The sequence below is a fragment of the Klebsiella sp. R390 genome (assembly GCF_051131745.1).
In the GTDB taxonomy this organism is placed as follows: domain Bacteria; phylum Pseudomonadota; class Gammaproteobacteria; order Enterobacterales; family Enterobacteriaceae; genus Klebsiella.
This window is the reverse complement of the sequence record NZ_CP180445.1, coordinates 1,346,498-1,365,803: the sequence shown is the minus strand read 5'-3', so window position 1 is coordinate 1,365,803 and position 19,306 is coordinate 1,346,498. Positions and strand designations below refer to the sequence as shown.

17 protein-coding genes are annotated in these 19,306 nt (G+C 58.3%); 8 read left to right on the top strand and 9 right to left on the bottom strand.

Annotated features, from left to right (window positions below):
• Positions 1-123: 123 nt before the first annotated feature.
• Complete coding sequence (locus ACMYSP_RS06365; RefSeq protein ID WP_434586030.1) at positions 124-1,197, top strand: HNH endonuclease; 1,074 nt, start codon at positions 124-126, stop codon at positions 1,195-1,197.
• 83 nt (positions 1,198-1,280) lie between these two features.
• Here the strand turns inward: ACMYSP_RS06365 and ACMYSP_RS06360 are convergent, their stop codons facing one another.
• The gene (locus ACMYSP_RS06360; RefSeq protein ID WP_434586029.1) at positions 1,281-1,868 is read right to left on the bottom strand and encodes a YSC84-related protein; all 588 of its coding nucleotides are present in this window, start codon (positions 1,866-1,868) and stop codon (positions 1,281-1,283) included.
• Positions 1,869-2,383: 515 nt separating this feature from the next.
• On the opposite strand from ACMYSP_RS06360, the gene ACMYSP_RS06355 reads away from it, so the two are divergent.
• The 3 genes from ACMYSP_RS06355 (at position 2,384) to ACMYSP_RS06345 (ending at position 5,443) form a co-directional block, all read left to right on the top strand.
• Positions 2,384-3,562, top strand: coding sequence for a M20 aminoacylase family protein (locus ACMYSP_RS06355; RefSeq protein WP_434586028.1), 1,179 nt, complete (start codon positions 2,384-2,386; stop codon positions 3,560-3,562).
• Between the two features lie 19 nt (positions 3,563-3,581).
• Entirely contained in the window at positions 3,582-4,358 is a 777-nt protein-coding gene (locus ACMYSP_RS06350) for an ABC transporter substrate-binding protein (RefSeq protein ID WP_434586027.1), read from the top strand.
• A gap of 131 nt (positions 4,359-4,489) precedes the next feature.
• The gene (locus ACMYSP_RS06345; RefSeq protein ID WP_434586026.1) at positions 4,490-5,443 is read left to right on the top strand and encodes an aldo/keto reductase; all 954 of its coding nucleotides are present in this window, start codon (positions 4,490-4,492) and stop codon (positions 5,441-5,443) included.
• Between the two features lie 40 nt (positions 5,444-5,483).
• Here the strand turns inward: ACMYSP_RS06345 and ACMYSP_RS06340 are convergent, their stop codons facing one another.
• The 4 genes from ACMYSP_RS06340 to ACMYSP_RS06325 all read right to left on the bottom strand — a co-directional run bounded on the left by ACMYSP_RS06340 (position 5,484) and on the right by ACMYSP_RS06325 (position 10,164).
• On the bottom strand, positions 5,484-6,275 hold the full coding sequence (locus tag ACMYSP_RS06340) for a MoaF C-terminal domain-containing protein (protein WP_434586025.1): 792 nt from the start codon (positions 6,273-6,275) through the stop codon (positions 5,484-5,486).
• A gap of 23 nt (positions 6,276-6,298) precedes the next feature.
• Positions 6,299-7,081, bottom strand: coding sequence for an SDR family NAD(P)-dependent oxidoreductase (locus ACMYSP_RS06335; RefSeq protein WP_434586024.1), 783 nt, complete (start codon positions 7,079-7,081; stop codon positions 6,299-6,301).
• Positions 7,082-7,169: 88 nt separating this feature from the next.
• Positions 7,170-8,903 (bottom strand): arylsulfatase, encoded by a 1,734-nt coding sequence (locus ACMYSP_RS06330; RefSeq protein ID WP_434586023.1) that lies wholly within the window; start codon positions 8,901-8,903, stop codon positions 7,170-7,172.
• Positions 8,904-8,973: 70 nt separating this feature from the next.
• Positions 8,974-10,164 carry an anaerobic sulfatase maturase gene (locus ACMYSP_RS06325; protein WP_434586022.1) on the bottom strand — a complete coding sequence of 397 codons (1,191 nt, stop codon included), beginning with the start codon at positions 10,162-10,164 and terminating at the stop codon, positions 8,974-8,976.
• A gap of 425 nt (positions 10,165-10,589) precedes the next feature.
• Here ACMYSP_RS06325 and ACMYSP_RS06320 point away from each other — a divergent pair, with 425 nt between their 5' ends.
• The 3 genes from ACMYSP_RS06320 (at position 10,590) to ACMYSP_RS06310 (ending at position 13,693) form a co-directional block, all read left to right on the top strand.
• Entirely contained in the window at positions 10,590-11,273 is a 684-nt protein-coding gene (locus ACMYSP_RS06320; protein WP_434586021.1) for a helix-turn-helix transcriptional regulator, read from the top strand.
• 115 nt (positions 11,274-11,388) lie between these two features.
• A complete protein-coding gene (locus ACMYSP_RS06315; RefSeq protein ID WP_434586020.1) occupies positions 11,389-12,576 on the top strand; it encodes an MFS transporter in 1,188 nt (395 codons plus the stop codon).
• A gap of 1 nt (position 12,577) precedes the next feature.
• Positions 12,578-13,693 (top strand): class II histone deacetylase, encoded by a 1,116-nt coding sequence (locus tag ACMYSP_RS06310; RefSeq protein ID WP_434586019.1) that lies wholly within the window; start codon positions 12,578-12,580, stop codon positions 13,691-13,693.
• Between the two features lie 48 nt (positions 13,694-13,741).
• On the opposite strand, the gene ACMYSP_RS06305 is transcribed toward ACMYSP_RS06310, so the two are convergent.
• The 4 genes from ACMYSP_RS06305 to ACMYSP_RS06290 form a co-directional block, all read right to left on the bottom strand.
• Positions 13,742-14,302: a DUF3156 family protein gene (locus ACMYSP_RS06305; protein WP_434586018.1), complete on the bottom strand. Its 561-nt coding sequence runs from the start codon at positions 14,300-14,302 to the stop codon at positions 13,742-13,744.
• On the bottom strand, positions 14,280-15,779 hold the full coding sequence (locus ACMYSP_RS06300; RefSeq protein WP_434586017.1) for an APC family permease: 1,500 nt from the start codon (positions 15,777-15,779) through the stop codon (positions 14,280-14,282). Before ACMYSP_RS06300 ends, ACMYSP_RS06305 begins: the two co-directional genes overlap by 23 nt.
• Before the next feature lie 190 nt (positions 15,780-15,969).
• The gene (locus tag ACMYSP_RS06295; protein WP_434586016.1) at positions 15,970-16,335 is read right to left on the bottom strand and encodes a cupin domain-containing protein; all 366 of its coding nucleotides are present in this window, start codon (positions 16,333-16,335) and stop codon (positions 15,970-15,972) included.
• Between the two features lie 13 nt (positions 16,336-16,348).
• Positions 16,349-17,650: an NAD(P)/FAD-dependent oxidoreductase gene (locus ACMYSP_RS06290; RefSeq protein ID WP_434586015.1), complete on the bottom strand. Its 1,302-nt coding sequence runs from the start codon at positions 17,648-17,650 to the stop codon at positions 16,349-16,351.
• Between the two features lie 155 nt (positions 17,651-17,805).
• Between ACMYSP_RS06290 and ACMYSP_RS06285 the strand changes: the two genes are divergently transcribed.
• On the top strand, positions 17,806-19,290 hold the full coding sequence (locus tag ACMYSP_RS06285) for an aldehyde dehydrogenase family protein (RefSeq protein ID WP_434586014.1): 1,485 nt from the start codon (positions 17,806-17,808) through the stop codon (positions 19,288-19,290).
• Positions 19,291-19,306 lie beyond the last annotated feature (16 nt).

Sequence of the window (19,306 nt, the reverse complement as noted above, 5' to 3'; positions counted from 1 at the left end):
AAATATATTGTCGTTTTATCTTCGATAACCGATCATAATTCCCATGGATGGAACGATGCAGAGAAGGTGACGCAGATGATTTGCGCTGTGGCACCGAGGCATTAACTGAAAACCGCGAATAAAATGAACGACACGACTTCCCCGCAACATACCGCTGGCACCACCAAAAAGAAGAAAAAGAAACAAACAATGTCTCCCGGGCGCGTTGAGCGCCGCCGTCGTGAAGTACAGGAACGGATCCGCAGGATAATGGACTCTAAGCTGGCACCCCGTCAGACTGGAGCGGGCCAGCCGGAAGCGACGCTGAGCATTGCGGAGCAAAATGCACTCTTAGCCGAAATTCGCACCAGTATCTCCCCGAATGGCGAACCCATTCCACAAACCATGACGGAGCAGCAGGCCAGAACCGCGCGTAAAAAAGCCCGTAAGCTGGCAAAACAGGGGCTTCATTCGCTTCGCGGCACGACCCATAGTGTAACCCCGGCGGCGAGCACATCAACAGCCGTCAATAAAGCGACGACTAACGCTGCTCCGACACCTCTCAATCCGTCTGCCAGCGCTGCCAAAAAGCGCCACGTGGCGGAGTTAGGGGCGCTGATTATTCAGCACATTCCTGCCGGTCAGAGACATGCATTCAGTATGTGGTGTTTTCAGCGGCGTAATGAAGCATTGACTCCCCGTGAGCTTATTAATGCTTTTTTAGCAGAGGTCACGCCAGCACCAACGCCGATAGCATCAACCCCGATAGCGACGCCGATACAAGACTGGCAGGAGCCGATTTCTGTGCCGGTACGCCTGCCAGTGAAACGAAAAGGGGCCGCTGTACAGATGTTGAGTCGGCCTGACCAGGCCGCTTTTGCTGCCAGCGTGCGTCTCAACTGCCGCGGAACGTGCGTCGTGACGGGGGCAACGCTGACGCAGCGCTGCCAGGCAGCCCATCTGGTTGAGCACCGCCATGGTGGAGTCGATCACTATACCAACGGTCTGTGGATGCGTACGGATATTCACGCACTTTTTGACGCGGGTTTCTGCGCAATCGATCCGCAATCCCTTCGCCTCTATTTCACAGCCAGGGCGCTGGCCGCCGATCCTGATTTACAGCAGTACCATGGCAACGTTATCACTCCGACACGCAGAGCGATTAATCGGGATTTTTTACGCCAGCGCTGGAAGTTATTTGAAAGAGTTAAAATCTGAATACTGTCGACGGGGGCTTTATTTTGAGCACAGGCTGACGCAAGAGGTTGCATGACAACCCCTTGCGCTGACCATAATGATGATTACTTGTTTAGCTCGTCATCTGGCCAGTATTTATAGCCATTGAGCATCGCCTGCGCGGCTAAGCCTTTCTCGGTGATTTCGTAAACATTTACCTTCGACGGCAGCGAAGCGGTGTCTTTCGCTACGCCGTTGGCCGACGCGGCGACCGGGGCAACGCCTTTATCGTCATATTTGGCGGCCGCGTTGGCATCGGCTCCGACCACGTAACCCTTGGTGATAAAGTGATTCAGCGCCTCTTTATCATGGAATACCAGCACGGTCCGCTGCTGCTTCACGCCTATTCCAAGGCCCGCGCCACCCTGGGCCATTTTCATATAGGTATCTTTGCCGGTGTGGGTATTTTTTACCACGCCATAGCCGCTACCAAATCCGAAGACTAAAATTTTGCTGCTGTTGCTGGAAAATACCGCATAGCCGTCGGAGTGCTGAATATCGCTGCGTGCTTCCGGGTGCAGCGTATAGAGTTTGCTCAGCGTGTCATTACGTATTTTCTGGATACTGGCGCGTTGCTGACTGGCAGTGTCGCCCTGTGCGCTACAGCCGGCAATCGCCAGTGCTGATGCAAGGATAAGAGCCTGATATTTCATTATTGAGTTCTACTGTATTCGGCAGGTCATTCATAAAGCGCTGTCATTATCTCTCTCCCTCACGGGGCCTGCATAACGCCACGTGGTGAGCGCGTCTGTGTGTCCTGCAACCATGACGCTATCTGAATTCATCCCTGCTAATGATGCGCTGATTTAAGACCGATGATCGTAGAGTAAAAACGCGTTAATAATCCAAATATTAAAAGTTTATATTTAAATTTAGGCTTAACTCTGGTCTTTTTGACTGAAAAATACCGAATTTATGGCGTGGGTGATTCGTGTTGATTCGCGGCATTATGGCTGCCTTATTTTTAACAAGGCGGAAAGATAACATGCTGAATAATCATGAGTAAATGCGATGAGGTCGGTTGCAGAAATCAGAAATCCTACTTGCATTAAATAGTTATCCAGATAAGTTAATTAGTCTGAACCTGTTCGTTGACTCTACTGCTTCCAACTTTTTCGCTTAAGCCTGATTTATTCAGGATATGTATTCCTTATTCCCGGAGACCGGCATGACCGATTTTGTGATTCCAGAAATTAAAGCCGCTGAAGATGAAATGATTGCGATCCGTCATTATTTACATGCCAACCCGGAATTAAGTCTGGAGGAGTTTAATACCAGCGAGCTGGTGGCGGAAAAACTGGCTGAATGGGGCTACGCGGTCACGCGCGAATTGGGTAAAACCGGCGTGGTGGGCTCATTAACAAAAGGCCTGCCGGGGCGCACGATTGGGCTGCGCGCTGACATGGACGCGCTGCCGATCTTTGAAACCACCGAACTGCCGTGGGCCAGCACTGTCCCTGGGAAAATGCACGCCTGTGGCCATGACGGGCACACCACAATCCTGCTGGCGGCAGCGAAGTATATTGCGTCGCCAGCCTGCCAGTTTAACGGCACCGTGCACCTGATTTTCCAGCCGGCGGAAGAGGCCATTGGTGGCGCGGACCTGATGATTAAAGACGGTCTGTTTGAACGTTTCCCCTGCGACAGCGTGTTCGCGCTGCACAATATGCCGGGGCTGCCGGTCGGCAAGCTGGGCTTCTATGCCGGTAACTTTATGGCCTCGGCGGATACGGTGAAGATAACCATTCACGGTTACGGCGGCCACGGCGCCCATCCGGAACGTGCCATCGACCCGATTGTGGCCGGTTCGGCGTTGGTGATGTCGCTGCAAAGCATCGTCGCCCGCAACGTGCCGCCGGGGGAAACCGCGGTCGTCACCGTTGGGACCTTCCAGGCCGGTATTGCTTCCAACGTCATCCCGGAAAGCGCGGTGATGGAGCTGACCGTGCGCGCGATGAAGCCGGAAGTGCGCGATCTGCTGATTAAACGCATCCACGAGATCGCTGACTTCACAGCTAAAAGCTATGGCGCAACCAGCGAGGTTGCGGTCTACGACTCTTATCCGGTGCTGACCAATAGCGATGCGGAGACGGCGTTCGCCAGATCGCTGGCGCTGGAGGTCTTTGGCCCCGAGCAGGTGCTGCCTTCGGTGGCCCCGATGAACGCCAGCGAAGATTTTGCTTTTATGCTGCAGGCGCGTCCCGGCTGCTACTTCCTGCTGGGCAACGGCGAGAAGGGCGGTAAAGGGAGCTGCATGGTGCATAACCCTGGCTATGACTTTAACGATGACATTATTACCACCGGCGCGTCATTCTTCGCCCGGTTAGTTGAAACACACTGCCGTTGATCTCTGGAGTTGATAAAAAATGAAAAAATCTCTTCTGCTGTGGGTTGCGCTGATGGCGTCAACATCGGTGCTGGCCGCAGGGCAAAAGGAAATTCGCTTTGGCGTCGATCCCACTTTCGCGCCCTTTGAATGGAAAGACCCGCAGGGCAAGCTGGCGGGGTTCGATATTGATTTAGGCAACGCGATCTGCGCGCAGCTCAAGGCGAAATGCGTGTGGGTCGAGAGCAATTTCGACGGCATTATCCCGGCGCTGAAGGCGCGCAAATTCGACGCCATTCTCTCCGGCATGTATATGACCGAAAAGCGTAAAGAACAGATTGGCTTTACCGACAAGCTGTACAACGGCCCGGTGTTCCTCGTGGCGCGTAAAAACACCCTGACGGGCAATACGCCGGAGCAGCTGAAAGGCAAAACCATCGGCGTCGAGCAAGGGTCGGCGCAGGAAACCTACGTTAACCAGCACTGGCGTCCGGCGGGCATCAATATCGTGGCCTATCAGGGGGCTGACAGCGTGGTGCGGGATCTGGAATCCGGGCGTATCGATGGCGCGGTACTGTCCGGGATGATGGCGGACTATAGCTTCCTGCAGCAGCCTCAGGGCAAAGATTTCGCCTTCGTCGGCGGAAGTCTGCAGGATAATACGCTGTTCGGCGCCGGTGCGGCGATCGGCCTGCGCAAAGAAGACGACGCCCTGCGTCAGGAAATTAACGGCGCGATTGCCGCCATTCTTGCCGACGGGACCTATAAAAAACTGTCGGGTAAATATTTTAGCTTTGACGTCTATTCCGGAACATAATGTGGTAATGCGTCCGGCGGGCACGGATTAGCCCGCCTCAAGATTCCTTTTCTTAGTATCCCAGATTGTCCTTTACCAGCCCTTGTGGTGTACCGAAGGATGCAGAATATAAGCGATAAGGAGTGAACGGCATGAATACACGTCCCTTGGGCAAAACCGGATTTTCCATCGCCCCGCTGGTCTTTGGCGGCAACGTTTTTGGTTGGACCTGCGATGAGAAAACCAGTTTTGCCATTCTTGATGCTTTCGTTGATCACGGCTTTGACGCCATTGATACCGCCGATGTCTACTCCCGCTGGGTGGATGGCAATCAGGGCGGCGAATCTGAAACCATTATCGGCCGCTGGCTGCAGGCGCGTCCCGGCATGCGCGATAAGGTGAAAATCTTCACCAAAGTGGGGGCTGATTTAGGGCTTCCGAGGCAAAAAGGGTTGAAGAAAGCCTGGATCCAACAGGCGGTGGAAGCATCGCTGTGCCGTCTGAATACCGATTATATCGACCTCTATTTTGCCCACTGGCCGGACCCGGAAACGCCGGTTGCTGAGACATTAGAAGCGTTCCATGCCCTGCAGCAGAGCGGGAAAATCCGCGCTACCGGCGCGTCCAATCTTGATGCGCTGCAGCTTTCCGCCGCGCTGGAGGTGGCTCGCAAAGAGGGGCTGCCGGCCTGGCAGGTACTGCAACCGGAGTACAATCTTTATCACCGTTCGGCGTTTGAAGGCGCGCTGTGCGACCTGTGCACCACGCGCGATATTGGCGTCGTCACCTACTACAGCCTGGCTTCCGGCTTTTTAACCGGTAAATACCGCCAGCAGTCCGATCTGACGCAAAGCCAGCGCGGTGGCGGCATTGGCAAATATCTCAACCCGCGCGGTATGCGGATTCTCGATACTCTGGATGAGGTGGCCGCCCAGCACAAGGCGAAACCCGCTGAAGTCGCGCTGGCCTGGCTGATGCATCGTGAAGGCGTGAGTGCGCCGATCGCCAGTGCGACCAGCGTGGCTCAGGTGGAAAGCTTTGCTCGTGCGGCGCAGCTGACGCTCAACGCCGCGCAGCTGGCGCGTCTGGAAATTGCCAGCGCCTGATGGCCGCGTGTACCGGAGCCGCCGGGCTCCGGTATTTTTCTCAGGCCGAATGATCCGTTACATTCAGAATCTGCGCGCGGGCTCCGACCGGGAAATTGCTCAGGGCGGCAAAGTCGCTTCCCTGATAGCCCAGAATTTTACCGTCGGTGCGCATTTGTTGTAGATCGATAAGGATCACCCCCAGCGTCGGTATAATTTTCTCGCGCCAGACGAACAGATAAAGATCGTCGGCAACCGCCACGTAATGACAGCGATCGACATCCGCCAGCCCCTTTTCCACCCCATCCAGACACTGCCAGGCATAAAAATTATCGTTGAGATAAATATGTTCGTAGCGCTCGGTCGGGCTGTAGGTGTACTGATTGCGCATCCCCACTAACGCCCCGGTAAAGGCCGGCAGCGGCCCCGGTTCGTGGTTCAGGCGGGCAAAATGAAAGTTCACCTCAACCGACGTCAGCGGCAGACCCTGCTCGACGCGGCTGAAGGCATCCAGGCGCGCAGCCTGCTCGGTGGGCAGCGCGCCGTAAACCAGAGTGGCGTTCTGTTGCGTCAGATTGCACACCGCGCTGATGCTGGCATGCCGTTGGTCGGGATCGAGAAAGTCGATAAACAGCACGTCGGGGCGCAGGGCGGTGATGCGCCCGGCAACCGGCTGCCCGTTCCAGATAACGCTGTGCGCATCGGTAATTTGCAGCTGATGGCGGGTACCATCCGGCAGATAAAAGGTCAGGGATTCCCCGGCGGGTAACGTGGCGACGGGTAATACGTTGCCGTGCGGGGCAAAACCATCGGCCAGGGCGCCGACCTGAATAAATACGGCTTCTGCGGTCATGTGAGTTCCTTTTTGTTTATTGACTAAGGGGAAGAGAACGCCAGGGTCGGGACATCCACCGCGCTGGCGCCGCCGTCGGCAACCAGGGTGGCACCGCTGATGATCGATGCATGTTCAGAGCAGAGAAACTGACAGGTGAGGGCTATCTCCTGGGCGCTGGCCGGGCGGCGCAGCGGCACATCGCGACACACCTGGCGATAGGCCTGCTCAAGGCTGATACCCTGGGCGGCCATCAGCGGCTGCATCTCCTCATCGGCCATCGGCGTGGTGACCCAGCCGGGGCAGATAGCGTTGGCGCGTACGCCCTGCGGGCCATAATCCCGGGCAACTGAACGCATCAGGCCGATCAGCGCATGTTTGGCCGTGACATAGCCGCAGGCCTCAGGCCCGGCGGCGAGAGAGGCGATCGAGGCGACAAACAGCACGTTGCCACGGCGGGCAATCAGCGACGGCAGGCAGGCGCGGACGCTGGCGAAAGCGCTGTCGAGATTGCTCTCCAGTGCCTGACGCCACTGCTGGTCGCTGGTCTGCGCCGCCGCGCTGTTGCCCATCCCGCCGGCGCAGCACAGTAAGACGTCGATACCGCCCGCTTGCGCGAGGATGGCCGGCAGCAGATGGTTCTGCCAGTCGCTACCGCTGGCGGCATCGCCGGTCAATGCCAGCGCGCCGGTCTCTTGCGCCAGGGCCTGCAGAGGGGCGAGGCGGCGGCCAATAATAAATACCGTATCGCCCGCCGCCGACATCTGCCGCGCGCAGGCGGCGCCGATGCCGGTTCCACCGCCCGTGATCACCACCACTTTACTCATCCAGCTTCTCCCGTTACCTGCGTTTTTCCTACCTTAAAAAGGGGCCCAGATCCCGGCTATCGCCCGGAAGAACGAGAGCCGGGGCCGATCAGTTGCCCTGGCTCACAGGAATCGCCTGCGGGGCCGGAACTGACTCCATGGTCTGGGGATCGACGGCGAGGTAGCGGCCGGTTTTACTGTCAATGCCGGCGTAGTCAATTAGCTTGCCGTCGGCGTGGACCACCATGGTACGTTTGGCAAACGCGGCATAGGCCTCGCTCATCGCCTGCACCCGCTGCGGATATTGCGCCGCGACATCGTGGGTCTCCAGCGGGTCGCGCTTAAGATTGAACAGCCCCCATGGCGCATCGCCAGCCTGCGGGAAGGTTTTTACCAGCCGCCGCAGCTTCCAGTCGCCGTCAACCCAGGCCGCCTGATTATGCAGTTCGACGCCGTAAGACGAGCGTGGCGGCTGCTGGGTTTCGCCAGTCAGATAGCGCTTAAAGCTGACCCCCACCATCGGCAGCACCGGCTTTTTCGCCAGCGGCTTAGTCGCATCGATACCCGCGAACTCGTATAAGGTCGGGGCGACGTCGTACACCGCCATGGTGGAGGTGTCGATCTTACCGTTATGCACAATCCCGGGAGCGGAGATCATAAAGTCGGTGTTGATCCCCCCCTGACCGCTGGTGGTTTTGTGGTAACGGGCGTAAGGGGCGTTGCTGACGTTGGCCCAGTGCGGACCGTAGGAGACGAACGAGCCTTTGCGCCCGATGTTCTGGTAGCTGTTGTCGAACTGTTTCCAGAACGACGGTTCCGATTCGTAGTAAAAGCCTTCCGCCGGGTTGGCACCGTTATCGGTTAAAAAGAGCAGCACGGTGTTTTTATCACGCCCTGTCTGCTTCAGCGTCGCCATCACCGAGCCTATCTGCGCGTCCATATTGGCGATCATCGCCGCGTACACCTGCATCACTTTGGCGGTATATTTTTGCTGCTCCGGCGTCAGCGCTTCCCACTCTTTATCGAGATCGAGGCCAGGAAGCGGCGTGTCGTCATGGAGGATCCCCAGCGCCTTCAGGCGGGCAATGCGCTGGCGATAGACCTCGGCATAGCCTTGCTCGTACTGACCCTTAAAGCGCGCGATCCACTCATCCGGCGCCTGCAGCGGGTCATGTGGGGCGGTAAAGGCCAGCCAGGCGAACACCGGCTGCTCCGACGGTGTCTGTTTGATCCACGCATTCATCTGACTGGCGTAGGCTTCGCTGGAGTAAAAGTTGTCGGGGAGCGAAACGCGCTGGCCATCGCGGGTGTAGTAGGTGTGGAACGCTTCGACCGTACCCAGCGGTACCGCGTCGTTAAAATGGCTGGTGCCGCCGCCCATAAAGGCGAACGAGTGGCTAAACCCGCGGTCCTTTGGCGTGGCGCCGGGCACGAAACCGAGGTGCCATTTCCCGGCCATCAGGGTGTTATAGCCGGCATCTTTAAAGCGTTCCGCCATGGTGGTGACGCGGTCGGTGAGGCGTAGCTCGTAGCCCTCTTTGCCGAGGGTGCTGTCGTACCACCACATACCGCCCATACCCGCCTGCTGATTGGTATTGCCGGTTAACAACATCGAACGCGCCGGTGCGGACATTGGCGAGGTGTAATACTGGCTCATGCGTACGCCCTGTTCGGCCATCGCCTGCAGATTGGGCGTCGGGATTTCGCCACCAAAGGGGCTGATATCGGAATAGCCCATATCGTCGGCGATAATGACGATCACGTTCGGGCGATCGGTCTGCGCACTGTGCGCAGCCCCGGAGAGGATCATCCCCAGGGTGGCGGCCACGGCTGTTTTATTCACTGCGTATTCTCCTGTTCTGGCTCGGAAGGTGCGCACCTAAGCAGACGGCGCGACACGGGAGTGGTATCGGCTAACCAGTAAACTGTTGGCTGTCGACAAAGGCGGCTCGCCAGGCGCGCAGGCCGTTCATGTCCCGGGAATACGGGCGCAGCGGGGCGAGGATTTCGTTAAAAAAGCGGAAGTAGCCGGCGCACAACCGGTTGTAACCGGCGTCGTTAAGATGGGCGGGACAGCCGCCCTGGCAGACCATATTTACCGGGCAGTGCTGGCACTCCCGGCGGCGGCTTTTTTCGCGGCCGAAGGGCAGGTGCGTGGCGTTATCGACCGCCTGCGCCAGCGTCTGTTCCGTGAGCGCGCCCAGGTGATGGCGATCGTTAATCAGATGATCGCAGGCGTACAGCTGACCGTCTGACTCCATCACCAGGTTGCTGCCGCAGCGGGCTGCGTGGACGCAGGTGGCGCTGGTATGGGTAAAATATTGCCCCCACGCGTGCTCGATATTCATCACGAACACCCGCCCCATATCGCAGCGTTTGCGCCACTGATGCCAGATAGCCACCATAAACCGTCCCCAGTTGTCGGCGCTCAGCTGATAGCCCTGCTGCAGGGCGTCGCCTTCGCTCATCAGCGGCTGAAATTGCAGATAACGGGCGCCAAGGCTGACAACGTGGTCGTAAATGGCGGCAGCATGGCGGGTCATCGCGTCATGCACCACCACCAGTAAATTGAATTCCACCTGATGTTGATGCAGCAGGGCGATGCCGCGCAGCGCCGCCGGATAGCTGGCCTGGCCGCGTTTATCCGGGCGGTGCTGGTTTTGCAGCGTTTCGCTGCCCTCGAGGCTGACGCCGATGGTGAAACGATGCTCATGAAACAGACGGCACCACGCATCGTTGATAAGCGTCGCGTTGGTTTGCAGGCTGTTACTGATCGTCACTCCCGGCGGGGCATACTGCTGCTGTAACGCCAGCGCTTTTTTATAAAAGCTCAGTCCGGCCAGCAGCGGCTCGCCGCCCTGCCAGACAAAATTGATCTCCCGCACGCCGGGGGGCTGAGCGGCAATATAGCGGCGAATGAACGATGCCAGCATCGCATCATCCATTTTCTGCACCGGGGTATCGCCCTGCGGGTAGTAACAGTAGCGGCAGGCGAGATTACAGGCCGGGCCAATCGGTTTGATCAGAATATGAAAGGGCACCGTTGCCCGGGGTTCAATCACCAGCGGAATTTGCTGCTGGCGTAGCGAGGCGATATTCAGCATCGATGGCTCCGTATTTATTTTCCCGGTGAACGCTATTATTTAGGCAGCACAAAAGCTGCGCTTCCGGGAATGGTTAAGCGCCTGATAAGCATGTCCTGCACAATATTTATTAGGTATAGAGTAGCGCTTAAAAAAATCACTCGTTCTAAAGGACGAGTAACCGGTGAAAAAAAACGGGAGCAAAACCCTGACGCGGTCACCGGTCATGAGGTTAATAACTTTTGTTTATGTTTTAATGTTATGGCGATAACGACAGGATATATTGATTATTAATTCTTTAATTAACAGTGTGTTGAATAATTTTTTGTAACCCATATCACATTGTTAATATGTTAATGATTGTGTTACTTAAATGTGAAATGTATGCTTCATCTATCGGTCTTCATCCGCGTTTAACGCACTTTCACCTCGACGGGAGGGGAATCATGTCTGCTTTATTAAAAGCCAGTCGTAATGATGCGATAATTGCCCGTTGTTTACAGACTATTTCACAGTTAATTCCACTGTCATCGGCGGTTTTTTATCGGGTTAATCAGCGTTTAAAACCCGAAGACTATATTTTGCATAATATTTCGGCCAATACGCATCAACAATATCTGGAATGTTTTCAGCCGCTGGATCCGCTGTTGCCGTCCCGTTTTAGCCACCAGACGATTACCATGGCGGCGATGACGCCGGGGGTATGCGATCGCCACCGTCATTATTATCACGAGTTTATGCTGCCGAATAACGTCCGCGATATGACGGAAGTCTTTATCCGTCGCGACCGACGCATTATTGCCGGCATCTCCTTAATGCGCGATGCGCCGTTCTCCAGTGAAGAGCGCCTGCGTGCCCAGGCGGTACTGCCGCTGGTGGAGCTGGCTATTCATGACTGTCTCGAGCAGGAGGATGACCTGCCGGCGATGCTGACCGCCAAAGAGCGGGAAGTGGTCGGCATGGTGCGCGAAGGGGCCAGTAATAAGCTGATCGCCCGCCAGATGGATATTTCGCTCTCCACCGTGAAAACCCACTTACGCAATATTTTCGCCAAGACCGACGTGGTCAATCGTACCGAGCTCGTTTCCCGAACCTGGATGCCATCCGCTCAGCGCACGCTGCATCTGTAATCTGACTCATCACATCCCGCGCGCCGCCGACGGCGGCGTTTTCCTGATACCAGAAGGTATCACTCCCTGGGCTTTTGTCCGGGGGGCAGTTTTTTTGACTGGAGCACGCATCACGATGTCGAGTACACCCGTTACTGAAAACAGCTTATCCCGGCCGACCGGCCTGGTGTTTACCGCACGTCTGCTGTGCGCCATCGTGATTTTTGCCGCGATCGCGCCGGGGATCTTGATGACCGCCCCGGCGGTTGCCGCTCAGTTAGCCAGCGAGTGGCGGCTGGCTCCCGGGCAGATAGGCTATCTGTTCTCCGCTGAACTGGGGGCGATGAGCCTGGCGACGCTGCCGGCATGGTGGTGGATGAGCCGTCTCAACTGGCGCCGCGTGGCGCTGGGGGCCGGGGTGGTGTTTCTGCTGGCGAACCTGGCTTCGGCGGCGGCGAGCCACTATGAAACGCTGCTGCTGGCCCGCTTTATCGCGTCGCTGGCCGGCGGCACGCTGATGATCCTGTGCATCAGCTGCGCGGCGGGCACCGCCAATCCTTCGCGGGTTTATGCCTTCTGGGTGCTGGGCCAGTTGCTACTGGGGATGGTAGGGCTGTTGATCCTCCCCGGTCTGTTTGCCAGTTTCGGCCTGAAGGTGGTGTATCTGATCCTCGCCGCCATCATGCTCTGCTGCCTGCCGCTGGTATCGGCATTTCCATCGCGCTTTCAGCCGATGTCGGCAACCCGCCGGCAGCCTGCCGTCGCGCCGCTGCGTAAGCTCCTCGCGGTGCTGGCGGTCCTGACTTTTTATATCAGCCTCAGCGCGGTATGGACCTTTATCGGCACTATCGGTAGCGCGGCAGGGCTGACGGCGTCGCAGATTGGCCTGGTCCTGGCGGTGGCGACGGTGTTTGGCATTCTTGGCGCCGGTGGTGCGGCCTTACGCGGTACGCAACGCCCGGATCGTATGGCGGTGTGGCTGGGCTACGGGCTGCTGATCCTCAGTATTGCTCTGCTCATCAGCCACCCGCTACTGCTGCGCTTCGCGCTGGCGGCGGTGCTGTTCAAATTCACCTGGACCTTTGTCCTGCCGTTTATTCTCGCCCGCGTCGCCGGGCTGGATAACAGCGGTCGTCTGATGAACAGCATCAATTTGGTTATTGGCGGCGGTATGGCCGCCGGTCCGGCGCTGGCCGGGACGCTGCTGCAACATTTTTCCAGCGCCGACGCGCTGCTGGCCGCAGCAGGCGGCTGCGCCTTGCTCTCGGCAGGATTGATTCTGGCGGCATCGCCCGCTGGAAAGGATGATCTAACAGGAGGATAGAGTGAAAAGAAATACCGGTTTCTTCTTTGATGAACGTTGTTTCTGGCACAGCACCGGCCTGCATGCGGTGACTTTACCGGTCGGGGGCTGGGTACAGCCGCCGGCAGGGGGTGGCCATGCCGAATCGCCTGAGACTAAACGGCGAATGAAAAATCTGATGGATGTTTCGGGGCTGACTGCTCAGCTGCAGCTTTATAGCGCGGCTGCCGCGAGTGAGGAGGACCTGCGGCGCATCCATCCCGCCCATTACCTTGAGCGCTTTAAGGCGATCAGCGATAACGGCGGCGGCATGTTGGGTAAAGAGGCGCCGTTGGGGCCGGGCAGCTATGAGATAGCATCGCTGTCTGCCGGGTTGGCCAGCGCGGCGGTAGAGGCGGTATTGCGCGGTGAACTGGATAATGCCTACGCACTGTCGCGACCGCCGGGACACCACTGCCTGCCTGACCAGTCGATGGGCTTCTGTTTCCTGGCCAATATCCCCATTGCCGTTGAGCGGGCGAAGGCGCTGCACGGTCTGGGCAAGGTGGCGATCCTCGACTGGGATGTGCACCACGGCAACGGGACGCAGCATATCTATCTGCAACGTGACGATGTCCTGACCATTTCGCTGCACCAGGACGGCTGCTTCCCGCCGGGTTACGCCGGGGAAGAGGATCGCGGTAGCGGCGCGGGCGAAGGCTATAACATCAATGTTCCGCTGATGGCCGGAGCGGGGGACGACAGCTGGCGCTATGCGCTGGAGACCATCGTGATCCCGGCGCTGACGCGTTTTGAACCCGAGCTGATTATCGTGGCCTGCGGTTATGATGCGAACGCCATGGACCCGCTGGCGCGGATGCAGCTGCACAGCGACAGCTTCCGCGCGATGACCGAACAGGTGCAGGCGGCGGCGGATCGTCTGTGCGGCGGTAAACTGGTGATGGTTCACGAAGGTGGCTATGCCGAATCCTACGTGCCGTTCTGCGGGCTGGCGGTGATGGAAGCGTTAAGCGGCGTGAGAACGGCGGTGGAGGATCCGTTGCTGGAATTTATTCAACAGCAGCAACCGCGTGAAGCATTTCGTACTTTCCAGCGCCAGGCGCTTGATACCCTGGCGCGTCAGTTTGGCCTGAACTAACGCCCCACGCTTCTCCGCCATCAGCGCGGAGAAGCGTTCTCCAGTGAACTACTCTTCTGTTGTTACCGTCTGCTGCATCCACTGATTGACCGCCTGATGCATCATGTTCATGACGCTCAATAGCAGCATGCGCTGCTGCTTTTCGAGGCGCAGATAGCGGCGTAGCGGCGGCATTTTGCACACCACTTCACTGGCGGCCCACGGCTCAATGCAGCAGCGCCAGCGCTGGTCGTCGAGGGTAAAGGTGAAGCGACGATAGTCCAGTTCGCTGAGCGTTTGCTGTAAACGGGGAAAGCCGTTGAGATAACGGGCGAGTTCAACGGCGGTTTTACTGCCGCGAAAGATGACCGGCTGACGTTTCAGCCAGCCGGATTGATGGGCGCGAATCTTCCCCTGAGCGGGCCGGGATACCGGCCCCTCTACGACAAATTCGCAGCTGTGAATGCTCGCCATAAACAACCGTTTCTGGCGAACGCTGACGGTGACATCGGTGCTGGCGTTAAGGTGCAGTACCGCGCTGCGCTCGTTGAGCTTTTCGCCGGGCCAGCCGGCGAGATCGCGCTGTACTGCATTCATCAACGGTGTGCTAAATGAGGGGGCGGAGGACATCGGGCGTCATCTCCCCATGGTTTTGTTTCTCATAGTTGCCAATAGCACGTTCCACGACCTCTTCGACGGGGACCGGGCGGAATGGGTTGACCCGCTGCACGCACACCGTCCAGAACAGCGCGTAGGCGGCGGTTAACCCAAGCATAATCCCGAACGGCACCAGCACGTCGCGGCTGTCCATACCCGGCGGGGTGATGTTGATGATGGCGATAATAATCCCGACGCTGGAGATAATCTGCGGCAGCGGAAACCACGGCGAGCGGTAGGCCCGCGGTAGATCCGGGCGGCGAATACGCAGCAGCACCACCGACAAGGTGACCAGCAGATAGGCCACGCCCCAGGCGCATACGGCGGCGAGGATCAGCGGCACGATACGGTCGATGTCACCGTTCAGATACCAGGCGTGCAGGCAGGGGATTGCCACGCCGATGGCAATGGCGATAACCGGCGTCTTAAAGCGCGGGTGCAGCCAGGTGAGGAAGCGCGGCAGGGCGCCGTCCAGCGCCATTCCGTAGATAATGCGCGGCACGGCGGCCATCAGCGTATTGATGGTGGCGCAGCCCGCCAGCAGCAGCCCGACGCCGAGCCAGTACTGACCCGCATGGCCCATCACTCGCTCGGCAAAGGCCGGGATCGCCATCGGCGTATCCAGCAGATGGACGTTGGTCGCCGCATCCAGCACCACGTTTTCAACCTGGCGGTTAATCGCCGCGCCGTAGATAAACATGCAGCTGGCGACGCCGAACAGACCGAGCGCCATAGCGCGCGGAATGGTGCGGTGGGCCTGTTTAATTTCCGGGGCCATCGGCGTGACCAGCTCGCAGCCGACGAACATAAACATCGCCATGCCGATATAGCCGAACAGGCCGGAGAGGTCGCTGACGTTCAGCGGCGTCCCGAACCAGCCGGAAAGGTGGGTCACCGGCGCCATAAAAATACCGCACAGGCCGAAGATGGTCAGGGTGCTCCACATCCCGAAGGTCAGCACCACTTCAACCTTGCCGAAGATCTCCACGCCAATGGCGTTCAGCAGGCCGAACACCACCACCATCCCGACCCCGACCATCCAGGTGTTCTGGTGCATCGCCATCTGGCTGCTGATGGATTCGAAGTTCACCAGCGCCATGACCCCCGCAAGAATGGTTTCTGCGGTCCCGGCAAAAATATGGACGATCAGATAGGCGCACAGCGCGCCGGTGATCGCGAAAAAACGCCCCATCCCGCAGGCGATATAGTCATAGACCGAACCGGTGGTGGGGATCAGGGTAGCCGCTTCGGCAAAGGTGGTGACCTGTGCCTGCATCATGATAAACGCCAGCAGAACCGCCAGCGCGAAGGTGTCGCCGCCCATGCCAAAACCGCTGGTCACGGTGAGGATCACCGGGCTGGCCATAATCAGCCCGACGGAGCTGGCGAGGGTAGTGGGAAAGCCGACGACGCCGCGTTCGAGATGGCTGGCGAGTCTTTTACTGAACATAGTCAACCTCTGCACAAAATAGGGAAGGGCAGGGAGTGGCGCAAAGCGAAGCGCCATTCCGGATAGTCATAATTTAGGTTGGCATCCGGCTCAATGAATATCGTCCTGAAGGTGGAGAACGGCGGTTGATTCTGTGACGTAGAGCAGATGCCACTCTCCGCCGCCGTGCGCCGGGGAGTGGCTGGGGAGATTAGCGGCTTTCGACGTTGGCCAGGTAGTGCTTAACGAAGCGCGGCGTCAGGATTTTCCATTCCACTTCGGTACCCTGTTTAACAAACCAGCTGTCGCCCGCAACAAAGCGCTGCGGCTGACCACCGGCGACGGTCAGCTCCACTTCGCCTTCCAGTACGGTGGCATGTTCGGTGAACGGATAGGTCATGGTAAAGCTCCCCTGGGTGGAGGAAAACAGACCGCAGGTAAAGGCGTCCTGCGGTTCACCGTAAATCATGGCGCCCGCTACCTGCGGGTCGCCGGCGGTTGGCGTCGCGCCCAGCAGGCTGACGCTGCCGATAGGCTGCAGTTCGGGAACCGGTTGATCGAGTTTAAATGCGTGCATGATGCTCTCCTGGTTAACTCCGGCCTTTCCAGTAGCCGGCGGTTTGATGCATGAGTTTTCCGGCGGTGACCAGCAGCATGCGCAGGCTGTCACGACCGTGTATTGTCGCGTGGGGAATACTGCTCATCAGGCGGTAACGATCGGAGCCGCCATTAATTCCTTCGGCAAGAATTTTGCAAACGATATGCGAGGGGGTGACGCCGAATCCGGAATAACCCTGAACGTAGAAGACGTTATTGTGATCGCGCAGGGTGCCGATTTGTGGGAACAGGTTAGCGCTACAGGCCATCGGGCCGCCCCAGGCGAAGTCGATTTTGACATCCTTCAGATAGGGGAAGACCTCCGCCAGCAGCGTACGGTTCCAGGCGGCAAAATCGTTAGGGGTATATTCAAGATAACGGGTGGCGCTGCCAAACAGCAGGCGGTTTTCCCGGGTAATGCGGTAGTAGTTGATCACCGGGCGAATATCGCTGAAGGCACCGCGCAGCGGGCTGATACGGTCGATTAGCGCATCGGACAGCGGCTCTGTCGACACCTGATAGGAGTAGGTCACCAGGGTCTTGTTGTAGATCTCCGGCTCCATATTGTTGAGGAAGCTGTCGCAGGCCCACAGCAGTTTGGCGGCCTTCACGCTGCCCATCGCCGTGCGGACGCGGACCGTTTTACCGTACTCTACCTCAACCACCGGGGAGGATTCGAAAATCTTCACTCCCAGAGAATGCGCCGCCTGTGCCGACCCGAGCAGCATATTCAGCGAGTGGATCTGCCCGCCGCCCATGTGCTTGAGCGCGCCGCAGTACACTTCAGAGCCGACCACCTGCTGTACTTCGCTGCCGGTATAGAGAGCGATATCTTCATCCGGGGTGGCGGCCTTGAACTCTTTCTCCCACTGGCGCAGCGTCTTCAACTGGCGTTGGTTGTAGGCCAGATAGCCGTAGCCGGGGACGAAGTCGGCATCAATATTGTATTTTTTAATGCGATCGCGAATGATCCCCGCGCCAAGGTTAGAGATTTTAAACAGCGTCTCCAGCCCCTCTTTACCCACGTGTTTTTTCACTGCTTCAATGTCGTGACCAATACCGGCCATCACCTGACCGCCGTTGCGCCCGGTGCCGCCGTAGCCTAAATGACGGGCTTCCAGCACCACCACGTTGGTAATGCCCTGTTCCGCCAGTTCCAGCGCGGTGTTGATCCCGGAAAAGCCGCCGCCAATGATCACCACGTCGGCTTCGATATCGTCCTGCAGCGCCGGAAAATGCAGCTGGTATTTTTTGGTGGCGCCATAGTAGTTCAGCGCATCGATTTTGATATTCATAGCGTTACCCTGTCTCGCCTGGCTAAGGCACCCATCACAGCATGGCGGCGGGGGGCTGAATATCGTCCGAAAGAATGACGTTCTTTAGAACGATAGGCCGCGCGCAGTGGATATGGTGGGATGGGGGACATTTTCTGAAACCACGGGTGCCACCGATGAGCGACGTAACCTTGCTTGCTGAAGTAACTGCTTTTTTACGCCAACCCCACGGGCAGTTTATTGCCGGGGAAGCCTTGCCGGGCAACGGACCGACGCTGACGGTCATCAACCCCGCCACCGGCAAAGCGATAGCTAACGTCACGTCCGCGGACGCGGAGCAGGCGGAGCGGGCGATGGCCAGCGCCAGCCAGGCGTTTGTATCCTGGCGTGAAATGCCGGCGCTGCAGCGCGGTACGCTGCTGCTGAATCTGGCGGATCGGCTGGCAACGCATCGCGAGGAGCTGGCGCAGCTGGAGAGCCTGTGCTCCGGAAAAACCATCTCCCTGGCGCGGATGCTCGAGCTGGACCAATCGGTGGCGTTCCTGCGCTACTTTGCCGGCTGGGCCGGGAAAGTCACGGGGGAAACCCTGGATGTGTCGCTTCCGTCGATGGCCGGCGAGAAGTACACGGCATTTACCCGCCGCCAGCCGTTGGGCGTGGTGGTGGGGATCGTGCCGTGGAATTTTTCGATTATGATCGCTATCTGGAAGCTGGCGGCGGCGCTGGTGTGCGGCTGCACTATCGTGCTTAAACCGAGCGAATATACGCCGCTGACCCTGCTGCGGGTGGCGGAGCTGGCTAAAGCGGCGGGGATCCCCGACGGCGTGATTAATGTGGTGAACGGCGCCGGCGGTGACATCGCCCAACGGCTGATTACCCACCCGGACTGCGCGAAGGTCAGTTTTACCGGCTCGGTGGTTACCGGCGGTAAAGTTCAGCAGTCGGCGACCGGGGCCGGGAAACGCGTCACACTGGAACTGGGGGGCAAAAACGCCGCCTTGTTCCTCGACGATTTGACTCCTGAGGCGATGGCCGACGGCATTATCGAAGCGGGCTATCTCAATCAGGGACAAATCTGCGCCGCCGCCGAGCGATTTTATCTGCCGCAAGGCAAGCTGGATGCGGTGCTTGAGCTACTGAAGCAACGGCTCGCTGCGCTGCGTCCCGGCTCACCGCTCGACGAGCAGACGCCAATGGGGCCGCTGGCCAACCGGCAGCAGTTTGAGAAAGTCCTGCAGCTGATTGAGACGGCGCGGGAAGAGGGCGACACCATCGTCTGCGGCGGCGAAGCGCTGCCCGGCGACGGCTATTTCGTCCTGCCGACGGCGGTGAAGGTGCGTAGTGAAAACAGCACCCTGATGCAGGAGGAGACGTTCGGCCCGGTGTGTAGCTTTATTGGCTACCAGAGCGAAGCGGATGCGCTGTCCCGCATCAACGCCTCGCCGTTTGGCCTCGCTGCCAGCGTCTGGTCGGATAACATCCGCAAGGCGCTGCGCTACTCCGAGGCGATTAACGCCGGGATCGTCTGGGTGAACATGCACACTTTTCTCGACCCGGCGGTACCGTTTGGCGGCATGAAAGGATCGGGCACGGGGCGTGAATTCGGTAGCGCGTTTATCGATGATTACACCGAACTGAAATCGGTGATGGTGCGCTATTAAGTTATCCCTGACGTTA

Bases quoted from the DNA above. Each gene is read 5' to 3' on its own strand.
- ACMYSP_RS06365 (WP_434586030.1), top strand. From the start codon at position 124: ATGAACGACACGACTTCCCCGCAACATACCGCTGGCACCACCAAAAAG.
- ACMYSP_RS06300 (WP_434586017.1), bottom strand. From the start codon at position 15,779: ATGTTCAGTAAAAGACTCGCCAGCCATCTCGAACGCGGCGTCGTCGGC.
- ACMYSP_RS06325 (WP_434586022.1), bottom strand. From the start codon at position 10,164: ATGCTGAATATCGCCTCGCTACGCCAGCAGCAAATTCCGCTGGTGATT.
- ACMYSP_RS06360 (WP_434586029.1), bottom strand. From the start codon at position 1,868: ATGAAATATCAGGCTCTTATCCTTGCATCAGCACTGGCGATTGCCGGC.
- ACMYSP_RS06350 (WP_434586027.1), top strand. From the start codon at position 3,582: ATGAAAAAATCTCTTCTGCTGTGGGTTGCGCTGATGGCGTCAACATCG.
- ACMYSP_RS06335 (WP_434586024.1), bottom strand. From the start codon at position 7,081: ATGAGTAAAGTGGTGGTGATCACGGGCGGTGGAACCGGCATCGGCGCC.
- ACMYSP_RS06285 (WP_434586014.1), top strand. From the start codon at position 17,806: ATGAGCGACGTAACCTTGCTTGCTGAAGTAACTGCTTTTTTACGCCAA.
- ACMYSP_RS06295 (WP_434586016.1), bottom strand. From the start codon at position 16,335: ATGCACGCATTTAAACTCGATCAACCGGTTCCCGAACTGCAGCCTATC.
- ACMYSP_RS06345 (WP_434586026.1), top strand. From the start codon at position 4,490: ATGAATACACGTCCCTTGGGCAAAACCGGATTTTCCATCGCCCCGCTG.
- ACMYSP_RS06340 (WP_434586025.1), bottom strand. From the start codon at position 6,275: ATGACCGCAGAAGCCGTATTTATTCAGGTCGGCGCCCTGGCCGATGGT.
- ACMYSP_RS06305 (WP_434586018.1), bottom strand. From the start codon at position 14,302: ATGTCCTCCGCCCCCTCATTTAGCACACCGTTGATGAATGCAGTACAG.
- ACMYSP_RS06290 (WP_434586015.1), bottom strand. From the start codon at position 17,650: ATGAATATCAAAATCGATGCGCTGAACTACTATGGCGCCACCAAAAAA.
- ACMYSP_RS06355 (WP_434586028.1), top strand. From the start codon at position 2,384: ATGACCGATTTTGTGATTCCAGAAATTAAAGCCGCTGAAGATGAAATG.
- ACMYSP_RS06315 (WP_434586020.1), top strand. From the start codon at position 11,389: ATGTCGAGTACACCCGTTACTGAAAACAGCTTATCCCGGCCGACCGGC.
- ACMYSP_RS06320 (WP_434586021.1), top strand. From the start codon at position 10,590: ATGTCTGCTTTATTAAAAGCCAGTCGTAATGATGCGATAATTGCCCGT.